At 40.5% G+C, this 15,859-nt stretch carries 13 protein-coding genes; 5 read left to right on the forward strand and 8 right to left on the reverse strand.

Annotated elements, in window-relative coordinates:
- Nucleotides 1-39: 39 nt before the first annotated feature.
- The 7 genes from HHO47_RS07035 to HHO47_RS07065 form a co-directional block, all read right to left on the reverse strand.
- Nucleotides 40-429 (reverse strand): YbaN family protein, encoded by a 390-nt coding sequence (locus HHO47_RS07035; protein WP_169019656.1) that lies wholly within the window; start codon nucleotides 427-429, stop codon nucleotides 40-42.
- Nucleotides 426-1,016 carry a biliverdin-producing heme oxygenase gene (locus tag HHO47_RS07040; RefSeq protein ID WP_169019657.1) on the reverse strand — a complete coding sequence of 197 codons (591 nt, stop codon included), beginning with the start codon at nucleotides 1,014-1,016 and terminating at the stop codon, nucleotides 426-428. Before HHO47_RS07040 ends, HHO47_RS07035 begins: the two co-directional genes overlap by 4 nt.
- Nucleotides 1,017-1,098: 82 nt before the next feature.
- Nucleotides 1,099-3,723 carry a secretin and TonB N-terminal domain-containing protein gene (locus tag HHO47_RS07045; protein ID WP_169019658.1) on the reverse strand — a complete coding sequence of 875 codons (2,625 nt, stop codon included), beginning with the start codon at nucleotides 3,721-3,723 and terminating at the stop codon, nucleotides 1,099-1,101.
- Nucleotides 3,724-3,814: 91 nt separating this feature from the next.
- Entirely contained in the window at nucleotides 3,815-4,768 is a 954-nt protein-coding gene (locus HHO47_RS07050; RefSeq protein ID WP_169019659.1) for a FecR family protein, read from the reverse strand.
- Between the two features lie 17 nt (nucleotides 4,769-4,785).
- Nucleotides 4,786-5,253 carry an RNA polymerase sigma factor gene (locus HHO47_RS07055; protein ID WP_169019660.1) on the reverse strand — a complete coding sequence of 156 codons (468 nt, stop codon included), beginning with the start codon at nucleotides 5,251-5,253 and terminating at the stop codon, nucleotides 4,786-4,788.
- Between the two features lie 195 nt (nucleotides 5,254-5,448).
- Nucleotides 5,449-6,759: a porin gene (locus tag HHO47_RS07060; protein WP_169019661.1), complete on the reverse strand. Its 1,311-nt coding sequence runs from the start codon at nucleotides 6,757-6,759 to the stop codon at nucleotides 5,449-5,451.
- A 120-nt stretch (nucleotides 6,760-6,879) separates the two neighbouring features.
- Nucleotides 6,880-7,374, reverse strand: a complete 495-nt coding sequence (locus HHO47_RS07065) for a MarR family winged helix-turn-helix transcriptional regulator (RefSeq protein ID WP_169019662.1) — start codon at nucleotides 7,372-7,374, stop codon at nucleotides 6,880-6,882.
- A gap of 335 nt (nucleotides 7,375-7,709) precedes the next feature.
- On the opposite strand from HHO47_RS07065, the gene HHO47_RS07070 reads away from it, so the two are divergent.
- The 4 genes from HHO47_RS07070 (at nucleotide 7,710) to HHO47_RS07085 (ending at nucleotide 13,713) form a co-directional block, all read left to right on the forward strand.
- Entirely contained in the window at nucleotides 7,710-8,561 is an 852-nt protein-coding gene (locus HHO47_RS07070) for a D-hexose-6-phosphate mutarotase (protein WP_169019663.1), read from the forward strand.
- 68 nt (nucleotides 8,562-8,629) lie between these two features.
- Nucleotides 8,630-9,202 carry a PH domain-containing protein gene (locus HHO47_RS07075; RefSeq protein WP_169019664.1) on the forward strand — a complete coding sequence of 191 codons (573 nt, stop codon included), beginning with the start codon at nucleotides 8,630-8,632 and terminating at the stop codon, nucleotides 9,200-9,202.
- Nucleotides 9,195-10,730 (forward strand): PH domain-containing protein, encoded by a 1,536-nt coding sequence (locus tag HHO47_RS07080; RefSeq protein ID WP_169019665.1) that lies wholly within the window; start codon nucleotides 9,195-9,197, stop codon nucleotides 10,728-10,730. Before HHO47_RS07075 ends, HHO47_RS07080 begins: the two co-directional genes overlap by 8 nt.
- A gap of 145 nt (nucleotides 10,731-10,875) precedes the next feature.
- A complete protein-coding gene (locus tag HHO47_RS07085; RefSeq protein ID WP_169019762.1) occupies nucleotides 10,876-13,713 on the forward strand; it encodes a TolB family protein in 2,838 nt (945 codons plus the stop codon).
- A gap of 44 nt (nucleotides 13,714-13,757) precedes the next feature.
- Here HHO47_RS07085 and HHO47_RS07090 read toward each other — a convergent pair whose 3' ends face one another.
- Complete coding sequence (locus tag HHO47_RS07090) at nucleotides 13,758-14,897, reverse strand: PepSY-associated TM helix domain-containing protein (RefSeq protein ID WP_169019666.1); 1,140 nt, start codon at nucleotides 14,895-14,897, stop codon at nucleotides 13,758-13,760.
- A 300-nt stretch (nucleotides 14,898-15,197) separates the two neighbouring features.
- Between HHO47_RS07090 and HHO47_RS07095 the strand changes: the two genes are divergently transcribed.
- Nucleotides 15,198-15,812 carry a PQ-loop repeat-containing protein gene (locus HHO47_RS07095; protein ID WP_169019667.1) on the forward strand — a complete coding sequence of 205 codons (615 nt, stop codon included), beginning with the start codon at nucleotides 15,198-15,200 and terminating at the stop codon, nucleotides 15,810-15,812.
- Nucleotides 15,813-15,859: the final 47 nt, after the last annotated feature.

Consider the following 15,859-nt stretch of genomic DNA (forward strand, 5'->3'; position numbering starts at 1 on the left):
ATAACAACTTTATTTGCAAATTTACATTGCGATCCAAGATTAAAGTGGTTTTGATGGGCGAGAAATTAAATACGCCATCACAGCCATTTCAATTATTGCAACTAATATAATAACCCACCAAGGTGGTGATGATAGTAGCAATAATATAAAGCCAAATAGCATACCTATACCTGCGAACCATTTTGCTTTTACTGGCACTACTTTATGCTTTTGCCAATGGCGCAAAGTTGCGCCATAACGAGGGTGGTTAAGTAACCAAGCCGCGAGTTTTGGGGACGAGCGAGTAAAGCATGCTAATGCCAAAATGAAAAAAATAGTGGTGGGCATTACCGGTAAAACAATGCCAATAATACCCAGTCCAACCAAGGCTAACCCTAACAGTTGGTATCCAATATTTTTATACGTGACTAAAGTTACCTTTAAATTCATGAATAGACTTGTGCCTGATAAAGTTGAAAACGGCTAAATGCTTGGCGAGCACCATCGATTAATGCTTGCTCTTGAGTTTGTGACAGTTCGATGCTATCAATTAATTGTATTAAATGACGCCACGCACTGCCACGCCCAGCTCCAGGGCCTGCTAAATAGCGTGCAGCAAACTCACCTGTATAGTGTAGTTGAGTTTGAAGTTGTTTTCCTAACATAGCAGCGCCAACTTTTGAGCCTTCAACAACATATAGCCAACCCAGTGCTGTTGCTAAATCTGTATTGTTATCAACCAATGGGGTCAGCGTGCTATTAGGTAATGCCCGCTCTAAATCAGCAAAGTCTTGCTCTAATAAACCTAAACGACGACGAGATGCTAAATCATCGATGTGTTTTTTTAATTCACAGTGCTCATATAAAGCCGCTACATCTTTTAGAAAATGATATTGCAGTGATAAAAATTGTACATAGTTATCTACGCTGGCAAAAGGGTCTTTTGCCATAATGCTTTTGTCGATATTGTCATGTAAATCGGCAGTACCTTGACGAAGTTTTAATGCCCGAGATGGGGCGCTTACTGCTGCTGTCATGTTTTTTCCTTAACGGTATTAAAGGTTGTTTATTCGTTAAATTTAAGATTGAGAAGGCGGCTAATTTGCCGCCATTTTTTGGCTATAATTTAAACTCAAGACCAAGCGTTATAGTGCGGCCAGGCTCAGGCATGGCTACTATAGAACCAGATGACACTATGTAGCGATTGGTTAAATTGGTCACTGTGGTATAGCCACTGACGCTGTCGTTAAACTGGTAGTCGATATAAAAATCAAGCTGGTAACTGGCTGGGATCCAGGTAATGGCTTTTGCCCCTGTGCCACTTAAAAAGCCTGATGGGTGGTATTTTTCAGAATGACCTTTATAAATTAAACCGCTATCTAACGCGTCGTTGAGAAATGTTTTACCCAGTGTCGCGACTAGGTTGCGCTTTGGAGGAATACGCAGTGGCGTAAGACTGCCTGAAAAGCCTTGGCTATTACATCGCTCAACCCCTTCAATGCTAACAAACTTACTTGAACACATTTCTATATTGGTATAATTGGTATAAGAAACAGAGCTATAAAAAAAATCGCCTTGGTAATCTAATGCCAGCTCAATACCCGGCAGTTTAAAACTATCGTAGTTTATAAAAGTGTATTTTGAAAGCTCCCATGATTGCTGATTGGGATCTTTATTTGGCAGGTTAGCCGTTGCAAGCATGTTATTAATTTGGGTATCAAAGTATGTTGTTGATAGGGTTAGTTTATCACCATTAATTAATAGATCACTAAAGTTGCTCACTATACCCGTTTCAAATGAATGAGTGGTTTCGGGGGTTATAGGGTAATAAGGTGAATATGAAAATACTTCGTTTGATACAGTTGTTTCATATAAGTTTGGCATTCTGTAAGCGTGACTAAACTTGGCTTTTAAGATGGTATTACTAAGTACTCGGTAATAAATTTGTGCTGTTATATCTGTTTTAGGATCAAATTTTTGGATTGATTCAGTCTGATTATCTGTGCTTTTTGAGTCGTGGTGGTTAAGATTTAGTGAAAGCCCCACAGGGTCTAAATCAAGGTGTGTATTGATGAATAAACTACGCTCAGTTTGTTTACCATTACGAGAAGTAGTTAGGTCTCCGTAAAAGTTTTCTACAGATCCTGGCTTTGGCTTTAAAACTTCGTCTTGCCAAGAAACACCATATATTAATGTTGTCGGAATAGCTGCCATGTTGAAAGACGAGGTATTGAATATGCCTAAACCTTGGCGCTGGTTACTGTATTCGTGCAGATACTGCAGTGCATTAGGGCCAAAATTACTACCTAATGCATTATATTGATTTAGTTTTGCATTCGTAGTCCACGCATTAACTTTTAAATCAACTAATGTGTTATTGGTTGGTAAGTAACGATACGAGGCGCTGGCACTATTAACCAGTGCAGAACCTGGTTGCCATTGTGGCATGGTTTCAATTCCAGCAGGAATATAGCCAAACTCGCCATTTGGTAGTCTCCAAAAATCACCTTCTTTTTGTTTGTGCCAGTATGAGGCTAACATTTCACCGGCTTGTTGTTGGTGATGGCGAGTATTTAACTCTATTTCATGCTCTTCATTAAATGCATACTGTGCTTTTGCGAGATAAGACTCACTCTCGAAGCTAGTATTGACCACTTCCCCCCCCTGATTGACCGGTGGTAAACCTTTTCCGCCCCATTCATATTCTTCAACAAAATTTTCATAGCCATTTTTACCAGCAAAATAGTTACCAACTTTTTTATTACTGTAAGCAAATACTGTTTTTAGGTTCTTGGTTTGGTATGCACCAGCAAGCATGATGGCGCCGTTATCAAAATCACTGCTACTATTATGGTTACGTATTAGATAATACTGTTGTTGGTATGCGTTATCGCTGACGGTGGGCATATGGTTATTGTTATAGGTTTTTAGTTTTATTAACGCCCCTGAGTTTTGCCCTGCTTTGAGGATGTCACTGGTGCTCAAAGTGGTGATGTTAACCGTACCACCGATAGCGCCAGCATTGAATAGACTGCCTTTTACTGATGAACCTTTTTCGACAGCAACGGTGCTAATTAAGTCAGAGTCGATATAAGTACGATCGGATGTGCCCATATAACCGCGATTGGTATGGGTTGATTGTAAGCTACCATCAATAAATACTGGTACGCGCCCTTCGCCTTGCACACCACGAATACCAATATCAAGGGCTCCGGCTTCATTACGTAGGTTATTAGCTTCAATACTAGTATGAGTTGAAAAAATATCAGAATTTGAGCTGCCTTTGCTGCGCTCTAACGGTTCACGGTTGAGTTGAATTTGGTCGCCTTTGACAACAATAACTTCGATACCATATTGTTTGCCACTGTTCGCTGAGCTAGGTTGTAGCTTTACAGTAGGGCTAATACTTGTTGCTGTTGTGGTAGCTGTTTTGAGGATAATAGTATTGCCCACTATTTCAGCTTTTATTGCTGTGCCTTGCAAGGTTTGCACTAATGCATCACGAACTGTTTTTTGCCCATACAAAGCGGGTGCTTGTAAGTTTTTAAGTAAGCTTGCATCGGCAATTAAACTCATATTTGCCTGTTCTGCAAGTTGGTTAAGGGCCTGACTAAGTGGTTGCGGAGCAATATTAAAAGTGACTATAGTTGCCTGCGTTTGAGCTGCTAAAGGCTGGCTGAATACAAGCCCTAAGGCAAGAGCAGTAGTGGTCAGCTTTGAGCTGTGTCGCGAAGTGGTGAGCATTGCGGTTGTTCCATATAAAGCAAATAGGTTTATATGAAAACGAATGAAAATGAGAATCCCTCAATAAATTTTTAAGTTTTTTTGAATCTTATTAACTCTTACTTATAACTATTTGATTATTATTTTTTTCAATTTTTACAGGCAACACATGTGGCAATAACGCTAAAAAGTTATCGAGCTCTGAAGCAGTAAAAGTGCCTGAAAGCATCATGTTATTAACACTGAAATCGGTAAATTTAAAGTCAGCATCATGATATCGGTTAAACTCAGCACATGCTTCGATGAGTGGAACATTGTTAAATACTAAACGGCCGTTACGCCATGCACCCACTAGTTTGGGGTTCATACTATGCACATCGACTCCTTGATCATTGAGCACCGCTTGTTGGCCTTGTATTAGCTCAATGAGATGATGTGAGTGTCGAGTACTTTGTACTTTTACGCGGCCATGTTCAACACTGATGCGTGTACTATTACTTTTGTTATCAACGCTAAAGCGAGTACCGAGTACGGTAATATTGGCTCTGTCAGTATTTACAATAAAGGGTCGTTGCGGATTTTTTGCAATATCAAATAAAGCACGACCTTGCTTTAAATGGGTGAGTCTTTGATTCGTATCAAACTCCAATGCCAGTTGTGTTTGTGCGTCCAAGCTGAGCTTGCTGCCATCGGGTAACACAAAATCAAGTTGTTCTGCCCGCGCGGAGCGGTATTGGGCATTAAAATTTGGATTATTGCTGCTTGGCCAAAATTGATAACTTGTGAGGCTGATCATCAATATCGCCACACAGGCGGCGATGGCCCAGACTTTGCTAAATCCAAAGTGTTTGACGCTACTGTTAATTGCAGCTGTTTGCATGTTGTCAAATTGTGCCAGTAGTTGATCAACCTGCTGACTTTGCTGATAAACAGCATGGTGTTCAGGGTGTTCATTTAGCCAATGTAAAAATGCTTGCTGTTGTTGTTCATTTAAACCGGTTCGTTGTAACTCGTGCCAATAGTTTGCCTGCTGCTGAAGTTGCACTGCTGTTTGATGACGGGTCATTGTTATTATTCTCGCAGTTATTTTTTTAATGCATTACGACATGCAAGCATAGCTGTCGCTAAATGTTTTTCAACCATGCTCACTGAAATATCCATTTGGTCAGCCACTTGCTGATAGCTGAGGTTTTTAAATTTATACAGCACAAAGGCTTGTTTGGTTTTCTGTGGCAGTTGACCAATGCAAGTATAAAGTAAATCGAGCTGTTGTTGGCTTGCTAATTTTGCTTCAGGTTCATAATTGCACGGCGCAACGAGTTCGCTCTCAATCGGGTCTGCGAATTTCTGATTACGACGATAATGGTCAATTACAATGTTTTTTGCCGTGGTAAAAAATAGTGCCCGCTGGTGATTTTCATCAAAGCTTGGTCGGCTAATATGCCCACTGAGTAAGCGAGTATAAGCTTCTTGAACTATGTTTTCTGCTTTATTACGACAGCCCACAGAGCGAGAAATAAAACTTAAAACCTCAGCGTAATATCGTTCCAATGCACACCCGTACGTTTCTAAAAAGGAGTCGGATGCTAACAGTTTATTCCGGTAATGACAATTATTATCGTTTAAGAATGTGTTTTATTAGCTTGTATACCCAAGTCAGCTCAATCACCCAGCGGGTTGATTTGGGTATACAGGGGTAGGTACCCAAAGAAGGCACCCAGCAGCTAGGCTGGGTGAACGGACTATTTAAAAGTAATAGCCAATATTAATATTAAAACGACGCTCGGTTTCATCACTATCACCAGCGACGGAACCACCAACAAATGCTTGGTTACGCGCATGAACTAAGTCAAAGTAAGTGAACAACCCGCCAGCCGCGACAGATACCCCGGTAACATTCATCCAAGTATCGGCTGTGTTGTCAGATTTGTTATAGATCGCGCTGTAATCATTATAAAATTGTAGATTACTGACCGGACCCCACTCAACCGGCACGCTATACGCGACGTTAAAGCTACTAGTGGTTGCATCGGTCGCGATAGAGTCATAAAACCCATATGCGCCCACAGCAATACGATTAGTGTTATCAATATTGTAGTCATACTCACCATGCTGTAGCTGAATATTCCAATTATTGATATTGCTGTTTACATGCAGTGCCCATGCGTTGTAACTGCCAGCTCGATCTTGTCCATTATGTAAACCACCCGCTAAGGCGGAAAAGCCCACTTCGGTTTTCATACCTTCGCCATGCTCAAAAAAGTAGGCATAGCGGCCAGTAAAGGTATTGTATTCGCCTAGTGGGTTGCCACCTTTAACGCCTGGATCGGCATAAATACCTTCATCGGCCGTGCGACTACCGACTATATCGTACGAATAGCGATGGCTGCGATCTTCTACATAACCATCGACACCACCGAGCTCATCATTTTTGAAAAAGCCTAAATCGAGCTGCCAGTTATCAGCTACTTTACGTTTAAACATCACGCCTAAATCATGATCGTCTTCTAAGCCAACGTAGTAGTTGGCACTAAAAAAATAGTTATGGGAGTTATAAGGATCATTACCAAACGGTACTTTAGTGATACCTACTTGCACTTGCCAATCATCAGTAAATTGATAGCCTGCCCATGCTGATTTTATTGCGGTCATGTAATCAAAGAAACGGATCTCTCCGCCGATCAGTACTCCACCAATATCGCCAGAAACATTTAAACGGAAAATATCAAAATCAAAATCGCCGCCACGGTTTTTATTACCATCACTATAGGAGGTATGGCTGTAGTTAGTACGAATTGCACCACCAAATTTAACCCCTGATTGGGCTGTTTCGGTATTATCTTGAGTTTGTTTTGCGAGAGTTGTGGTTTGTTCTTCAAGTTGTTGATTAACTTTGGCTTGTTTTGCTTTTTCAGCTGCAAGCTGTTGTTGCAGTTGCTGCATTTGTTGTTGCAGTTGAGTAAGTTGAGCTTGCATAGCATCAATGTCTGATGCATATGAGGCGCTTGTTGTTGCGCCTAGCATAGTCGCGAAAGCTAACTTTGATAGTTTAAGCATGATAAATCACTATTCTTGATAAAGGTATGTATAGAATAGACTAATTGTACTTTTAACCCAAGCTAAGCAGTCATATCTTATGTATTAATAGTTTGTTTTATATCAGTTATTATTAATGGTTTACTCAGACGGTTTGCCATCAGCTGCACGGGTTAGTAAGCCGACTTCTAATAATGGTGCGGCATCAATACTTTGTGCATCCATCATTGCGGCAATTCGTTGCATTGAGGATAGTAGCTGACTTTGTTCCCATTCGTTTAAGGCTGAGAACTTTTCAATAAAGTGTTCTTGTAACGGTTGTGGTGCTGCTTGCAGAATTGTTTGACCATTTGTAGTGAGGTAAAGGCTCACTCGACGTTTGTCTAATTGGCTGCGAACACGGGTCACCAAATCGCGGTTTTCTAGGCGATCTAAAATATTGGTAACCGTAGCAGGGCTCAGGTTTACATTTTGGGCAATGCGACTGGCTGTAATACCATCAGTTTGTGCTACTTCAGTCATAATTAATAGCTGCGGACCGGTAAGGCCGGAGATTTTATTTAATTGCTTAGAATGGAGGTCGATCGCGCGGATCACTTTACGTAAAGAAACCAGTAATTCGTCATATTTTTTCATTTTTATCTCATTCGCAGATGGTTTACGGTCAAGGCGTGAGTGCAATCAATAAATATTACACATCTAATAAATAGAGTTCAAATAGATAATGGCGATTTATACTGTATTTCTGGCTTTACAGTTAGCTATAGCTGTTTTTTACTTGCTTTGAGTTGAAATTAAATTTGGTTCATTTACTTATTATTTAATTAAATGTTTTTAGTTCTGCTCTTGTTTATAGGTCGTGACATAGTGAAAAATTATAAATTTGACATAAAAACTCACTAAATAATATTTACTAATTGGTTGGGGATTGGGTAAGGTGAGATAGGTTTTTCATTTTTATGGGACGTATAATGAAGTTATCTCCATCTGTAAGCATCGAACAAACTGACACTAGTTTAGAATATATCAATGTTGCAAGCGAGCTTTGTAACGCTAAAATTTTTCTACAAGGTGCACAACTCACCGAATTCACGCCAACTGGCAAAAAGCCATTAATTTGGGTATCAAACGAGGAAGATTACCAAGAAGGTAAAAGTATACGCGGTGGCATCCCTATTTGTTGGCCATGGTTTGGTGTCAATCCAAATCCTGAGTGGGCAATTCACGGTGTAGCACGTACGAGCTTATGGCGAGCAGATGAAGTTGCAGAGCAAGACGATGAAATACGCGTTAGCTTAACCTTGCCAATGGCACAAGTTGATGAAACCTACTGGCCACACAAATCAAAGCTAAAGGTTGAATTTATACTAACTAATCAGCTTGAAGTGCGCTTAACAACAACGAATTTAAGTGACCAAACTATTACTTTCACGCAAGCGCTGCACACCTATTTTCCAACCCCAGCTATTGAGGAAACCCAAGTGGATGGCCTGCAAGGTTCTAAATATATTGAGTTTAGCGAGGGCCCGTTTGATCAAGATGGACTGGTTGGTTTTGCTCGTGAAACAGATATGGTTTATACCCAAGCCGCAGCTATCCAGCGTATTATTACTCCGGATGGAATTATTGAAGTCGGTCGTGAAAATTCCAACTCGTGTGTGCTGTGGAACCCGTGGATTGATAAGTCAAAGCGTTTATCAAATTTTGCTGATGATGAATACCATACAATGCTGTGCCTTGAAGCGGCAAATGTAATGGATGATAGTGTGATTGTAGCGCCAGGCGAAAGTCATACCTTAGCGACGACTATTCGCTGGGTATAATATAGAGCCGCGATTTTGCTATAAATCAAAGCCAATGTATCAAACCGTTGGCTTATTAAGGAAAAAAAGTGTTCGAAAACCACCAATTGGACGTCTTACCCCAACATCAACAAATAGTATATAAGCCACTGGCAAATAAAGCGTTGCTGCACGCTCAGCTTAACTGGCTGCTGTTTTATTTGCCATTAACGGCAATATTAGGCGCTGTTTGCTTTTTTAATCAGGAGTTTGCAGCACTGGCACAAACGAGCTTGCTGATTGGTTTACCAATTATTTTAGTTATATCGCTAGTTTATAACGTTGTCAGTATACGGCTTAAAGGAATTGCTATGCGTGAGCATGATATTGCTTATCGCAAAGGGGTTATTTGGCAGCAGGTGACGATTTTACCTTTCTCACGAGTGCAGCACACAGAAATACATCGCGGCCCTTTAGAACGAAAACTGGGCTTGGCTAGCTTGCGTTTGTACAGCGCTGGCGGTATGAGCGCCGATCTCAACATTAGTGGTTTAAATCATGATGATTGTAAAAATATCCGTCAGTTTATCCAAAAGTATACAGAAGCAAGGCAAACCGTTAATAGTATAGATAAAGAAAATAGTGATGATGTGCTAGCTACTGATGAGTCAGCAAATGGATAATTTAATTTGGCAGCGTGTATCGCCATGGTCGTTGGTTTATTTTGTTGTGCACTTTGCTTTTCGATTTGTCAAAGATGGCGTATTTAACTTACTACCGATTATGGTCGTGTTTGTTACGCAAGTTGAAGATAAATTGTTTTGGGGGCAAGTAACAGTAGCTGTCGCTATCGTTGGATTGCTAGTTTATTCATTTGCTTACCACATTAACTTTCGCTTTTGTATTACCGATGAACATGAAATTTTACTCAATAAAGGGGTGTTTAAAAAAGAGCGTTTAACGCTTAACTTTTTGCGAGTGCAGAATGTTAATATTACCGAACCGTTTTATTTTAAGCCGCTGGGTTTGGTTAATTGTATTTTTGATGCCGCTGGCAGTACTAGCCAAGAAGCGGTGTTACCCGGTGTAACTACTCAGTATGCAGAGCAGATGCGAGAGCGGGTCTTGGCGTATAAAGAAACCCAACAACAAACTGAAGCTAAGCAGCAACTTGAAGCTACACATAGCAACGAACCACAACAATGTTTGGTGCTGAGCAATAAAGAAGTTGCAAAATTTGGCTTGATGTCGAATATGGCTATTTTGGCATTAGCAGCGCTTGCGCCTTTTATGAATGCAATGCTGGAGTTTTTAGAAACGGCGGTGATCAATCGCTTAGAATCATTTTATCAACAAGAAATGGGCACCTTGGTTGATGCCGCAGCACTCGCTGTGTTTTCAATACTTGTGCTTGTTGTGTTGGTTGCCGTTTTATTATCGGTATTAATGTCATTAATCCGCTTTTATAATTTTCAGTTATACTTTCAGGCCGGAAAATTTAAACGCATTGCTGGATTATTAGAGCGTCATCAGTTGTCGGTGAGTCTTGATAAAGTGCAATCGCTGCTAATTAAGCAAAACCTAATTGCACGACTACTTAAACGTTATACCGTGCAGTGTTTGCAAGCAACTGGCGGCGGCTTTAGCGCAGGCGCTAAGAGCAAGCAAAGCTTAGTAATGCCAGTACTTACTCTTGAGCAAGTAAAGCAAGTTTATCAGTGGGTTCATCCTTGGCTTAATTTAACCGGCGTTGATTTTAAAGCACTCAACTTTAAAGGCGCTGAAAAAGCGTTACTGATCAAAAATTTATGCTTTTATGCGTTGTTACCGAGCGCTTTAATTGCAGTTATGGGCTATGCAGGAGAAGGTTACAGCCCCGTGTATAGCTTGCTTTGTGTTGTACTGCTAAGTTTGTTAGTGTACTTATCATATCGACGATACGGTTATTATTTTTATCATTATCAAGGGCGATATTACGCAGTGTTTCGCAGTGGCATGATAAGTGCGCACTATCGAGTTTTTGAATTATATAAAGCGCAAAGCACGTGCGCAGTAAGTACTTATTTTATGCGGAAAAGCGGCTTGAAAAGCTTGTCTATACAACTCGCTGCGGGCACAGTGACTATGCCTTATATCAAAGCAGAGCAAGCAGATGAAATTATCGACTTTATTCTGTGTCAAGCTGAATCTGAGCAACGAAGTTGGATGTAATTGACCACTTTTAAGTTCTTAGGATGGTATTTTATTAGGTGATAAAGCGTAATAGTGGTGGTTCACGTTCTCTTACATTTTTATGTTCTCTTTTTCGACTAAGTTATGACAATAATGGACTTAAAATAAGAGATCAGGGAATATGATGAAAAGAATCTTACTCGCCACTTTGTTATTAGCCACACATACACAGGCCGCTGTGCAATGGCAAACTATTCATACCGAACACTTTAAAGTTCATTACAGTCAAGAAAATGCTGATTGGGCACGCTCTGCGGCCAATGAATTAGAAATCGTGCGCAGCAAAGTGCTTGAGCAACAAAACCGTGCTTTAGATGAAGCGGTTGATGTGGTGGTGTTTGATCCACTCAATGCCGCTAATGGTTTTGCATTACCGGTTTCAAATAGGCCATTGATGGCGCTTTTCACTACACCACCTCAATCTGATACAGTGATCTCAAATAATAGTGGTTGGCAGCAATTACTAGTACTGCACGAGTATATTCATCTAGTGCATTTAGCACAGCCAACGCGCAGTAAATGGCGTCAAGAGCTCAGGAACATTTGGGATTTATACGATTTAACACACAGCGAGATGCCGCGCTGGGTGGCGGAGGGTTACGCAACATTACTTGAATCGAAAATGACGGGGCGTGGTCGGTTATTTGATAACTACAGCGAGGCGATTTTAATCGAGTTTGCTCAGCAAGGAGCATTGCCTCGCTATGATCAGCTCAATAGTACTGATGGTGGCTTTATGGCAGGCTCTATGGCGTATTTAATGGGCGCACGGTTTTTAGCTTGGCTAGAGAAAAACTATTCAGAGCAAACCCTTGATGCTGTTTGGACGCGTATGCAAGGAGTAAAACAGCGCGAATTTGATGACGCATTCGAAGGGGTATTTGGTGGCTCAGCGAGTAAGCTGTATCGACGTTTTATTGCCGAGTATACCTATCAAGCAATGAGCAAAGAGGAAAGTGAGCAGTCACTTATTAGTGGGCTGTGGTTGGCGTTAGATCATTATGCTAGTGGTCCCGCTTTATCACCAAATAGCGAGCAACTTGCGGTGGTGGAGCGTGATCAAGACGGTAAAACGCAGTTAAAACTTTACAGTACTGAGGATAACATTAAGGCTGCTGAAGAGTTTCAAAAAATACAGCAAGAGTTGCTTACAGATGACCCTAACGATATCGCAGATAAACCACCTAAGGTGTTTAAGCGTAAGCAAAAGCAAGTCTTGAATCAAATCAACCGTGCGGGTATTCAAAATCCACAATGGCTAAATGACAACGTGTTGTATTTTTCAGCTTATAGCAGAGTTGATCACATCGATCATCAGCGTATATCAGATATATTTAGCTGGGATACGCAAACCGGTGAAGTTACCAAACTAACTGATTTAGCTGGCCTGCGGCGCTTTAGTATTGCAGATAATGGGCAAACACTTTATGGAGAACAGGTTAAAGGCGGTTACTCAGAGTTAGTGCGAGTTGATTTACAAACCGGTCAAGCTCAACCATTATTCAAAAAAAGTCTAGCAACGGTTTACGATTATCCTGTAGTTAGCCCCAATCAACAGCAACTCGCCTTTCTTAAAACTGAGTTTAATCATAATTGGCAGTTGTATATACAAGATTTGCAAGAACAAAAGTCTGTCGCAGTTCCTATGCCAAAAGGCTATCAATACTTATCACAACCAAGTTGGAGTGCGGATGGTAAGCAGCTTTATTTTGTTGCAGGATTAGCTCAAGCAACGGATATCTACCGTTATGATTTAACTACACAACGTTTGTTCAAGCTGACTCAAGGTCAACAAGCGGTTGCTAATCCACTGGCATTATCGGACGGTGAGTTACTGTATTTTTCAATCAGTAGTGATGGCCCTGACATTATGCAGCTACAGATAAATAATAACGAAGAAGAAATCACCGATTTTGCTACCACGAGTATTGCGCCTTTGTTGCTTGTGAATGAGCACACCTTGCCAAAAGCTCGAGTATATCAACAACCCATTGGTGAGCAAACGCACTATGATATCTGGCAGCAAAAAGCCACTTTTGCGTTAGGTGAACAATATCATTCAGCCTCCGCAGCATTATTTTCAGCGAGCATTAAAGGCAGCGATTTACTCAAGCAATTAGATTGGCAGCTGGGCTACAGCATTGATTTACATGACACTGCACTGCAAGGCATTTATGCCCAAGCACGCTACAGTGCGCTTGCAATCAAGTTTGACAGCCAGTTATTTTCTTATGATTTGAATGCTAGCAAGCAATATCAGCGTAGCTTGTTAAATGAACAGTCAGTGCAAGGTGGCTACCTTGCTGCAAGTTTACCACTACGCTTTGGGGAGTTTAGAATTCAGCCAGAGCTGGCTTATATTTACTCAGAAATAGATGATACAAATATCAACCAAGGGCAGAATTCACAGTGGCTTAGAGTCGGCTTGAAGCAATCTTGGAGCCATAACAGGCAAGATTATGCTATTGGCCAAGCGATTGATGCACGTTGGTATAGTGGCGATAGCGACACACAGAAGTGGCAGGGCTATGATGTTGCTGTGCAGCTATTTGGTAAAGCGCTGGCAATCCCTATGTATGCCAATTATAGCCAGCAATATCGAGATGATAGTGAGTTGCTATTAGGTGGATTTAGTTCTTCATTATTATCAAAAAATATTCGCAGTGACTTTGTTTTTGCACCTGAACTACCCTTTTACAGCGCTATTGGCAAACGCTATCAAGGTTATGGTGGCGGTATTAGCTGGTCAGAAGGCATGCCATGGTTTTACTATCAACAGCATCAGATTGACCAGCAGGTTTACGGGCAAAGCTATGGTGTGAAATGGCAAGGGCCCTTTAGTTTTGGCTTAGGCCCTGCAGGTATCAATGATGTGAGGCTTGATTTTGGCTTAGTCAGAGTAGAAGGCGACAGCTTTGATGATGAACTAAGAGGCTGGCTCGGGTTTTATTATTCGCTATAAATTAAAAGAGGCTCCAAGGAGCCTCTTTTATCGCTTTGTATAAGTTAAGTATTTAATGCTGTCGCTGTTCGCCTTTGCTCGCGATTTCTTTGTGATTGTTTTTTACGATTACGGCGGCTAAGCCACAAGTAAAAACCAGTGCCTGCAAGCCATACTGGACTTAGGCCAATCACGCACCATAAGATTTTACTGAGTAAACCGGCAAAATAACCAAAGTGTAATTTTCTAAAGCTATCAATTACTTTCCAACCAATGCCGACCTCGCGAATATCCCAGTTAGCTATATGTTCACCGGTTTGTTTATCATAAGTAACGGTGTTAGCGTATTCGCTTGCCAGTGGATTGTTGCTATCAACTTCACCAAATAGCGTAATGTTTTCGTCAGGCTCCAGTGGCATAACTAAAAAAGTACCATTAAATGTCGGGATTTGTTTTTTGCTGTCATCTAGAATGGCTTGAAAGTTAATGGTATCGCTATGTAAGTTTTTAGTGAGTATAAAATGCTGTTCTTCTGCGTGTTCGACTACCTCGTGATACCACACAGCCCAATTAAAGTAGCCGCCAGTGATCGCCAAAATTAAAATAATGGGTGAGCCAAGTACCCCTGTCATTTTATGAATATCGCTTAGCACAATTTGCAGCGTCGCCTTGAAGCGTACTGAAAATAAACGTTGCCAAAATTTACGATAAATTATTAAGCCTGTAACGCCGAGGATAAATAGAAAGATTGCAAAAAAGAACCCAAGAACGGTGCCGGTTTGACCAGGTAGAGTTTTTAAATCGTTGAGCAAAAATGTGTAATGCAGTTCTAAAAACCAATCTGTGAAGTAGTGACTGGTGCCAACTGGCTGCGAGAGTATTTCTCCAGAATATTGATTGATATGAAATTTATACCAAGTATCAGTGCCGCGCTTGATCAAATAAACCCGATCAGCAGTGTCATCATTAAATATTTCCCAACTACCTACTACATAGCTAGGAAATTCATGCTCAGCAACCGCTATTAATTTATCAAGGGGTTTGCGTTCTGCGTGACTAGTAACGACAAAGTGACTATCTGGCATCAGTAAGCCATCAATTTCACTTTTAAACACTAATACGCTGCCAGTTATACTGATCACAATAAGTGGAACTAAAGCACAAAGCGCAATCCAACTGTGTATTTTAAAAAGTGCTTTTCTCATAAGGTAAAGAGTCGTCAAAATAAATTTTTTGCATGATAACAATTATCAATGTTATTTCAATTCTATGCGATGGGATGCTTTCTTGCTAACGACAAAGTGCCAGTCTAAAAATGGAAACTGTAAGGTTAACTTGCCACAGTAGCCGTGAGTTTATTTTGTACAAATGGTTGCTTGTTTTTATAGGATCTTTACAATGCCGCGCCTTATATAAAGCATATAAAAACAGTGGTTTACATTGATTTATTATTTTGTTTATAAGCTGCTAACTTATTAATCAACTACTAACGAACGAGGTCTACTTTGGCGCATTATCTGCCTATTTTATCATCATTTATTTTAGTGTTTAGCTTTTTACCATTACTAAATAAAATTCGTAAAAACCGCAGTGTATCGGGGTTATCATTATTAATGATGACTTTTGGGGTGGCGCAAAGTATTTACTTTATTGCATTTAATCTCTTTTTTGAACGTTACTACATGGTACTACCGTTTGTGGTTACCGGGTGTTTGAGTGGCTTAATCTTGTATTATTTTGCTCGATATAACGCCAAAACTAGAGAGCAAATTCAATTGGCCGCGATGCTAGGTTTTTCATTATTACCGTTTTTACTGTTAGTAAATCCACAATTAGAGACCGCTAATGTACTTACAGGGCTTACGTTTGTTGGCTTGATCATGAGCTCGGTGCGCGTGATGCCACAAACCTATAAAACTTTGCGCAGCGGCGATATAAGTAATCTAAGTGCGCGTTATTTTAGTTTGCAGTTTATCGCCGGTGTATGTGGTTTATTTGCAGAGTTAGCGATGGCAGCCCCGAGTATTTCGCATCTTTTAACGTTTGTGATGATCTTACTGACTAATGCCGCGCAACTTGGTTGTATTCAATATTATAAAATGCGACCTGTCGCAGCTTAATATTAGATAAATCTAATGCTAAAAATTGGCGCAGAAAATAACGTTTT

The organism is Pseudoalteromonas arctica, from assembly GCF_012927645.1.
GTDB lineage: Bacteria > Pseudomonadota > Gammaproteobacteria > Enterobacterales > Alteromonadaceae > Pseudoalteromonas > Pseudoalteromonas arctica_A.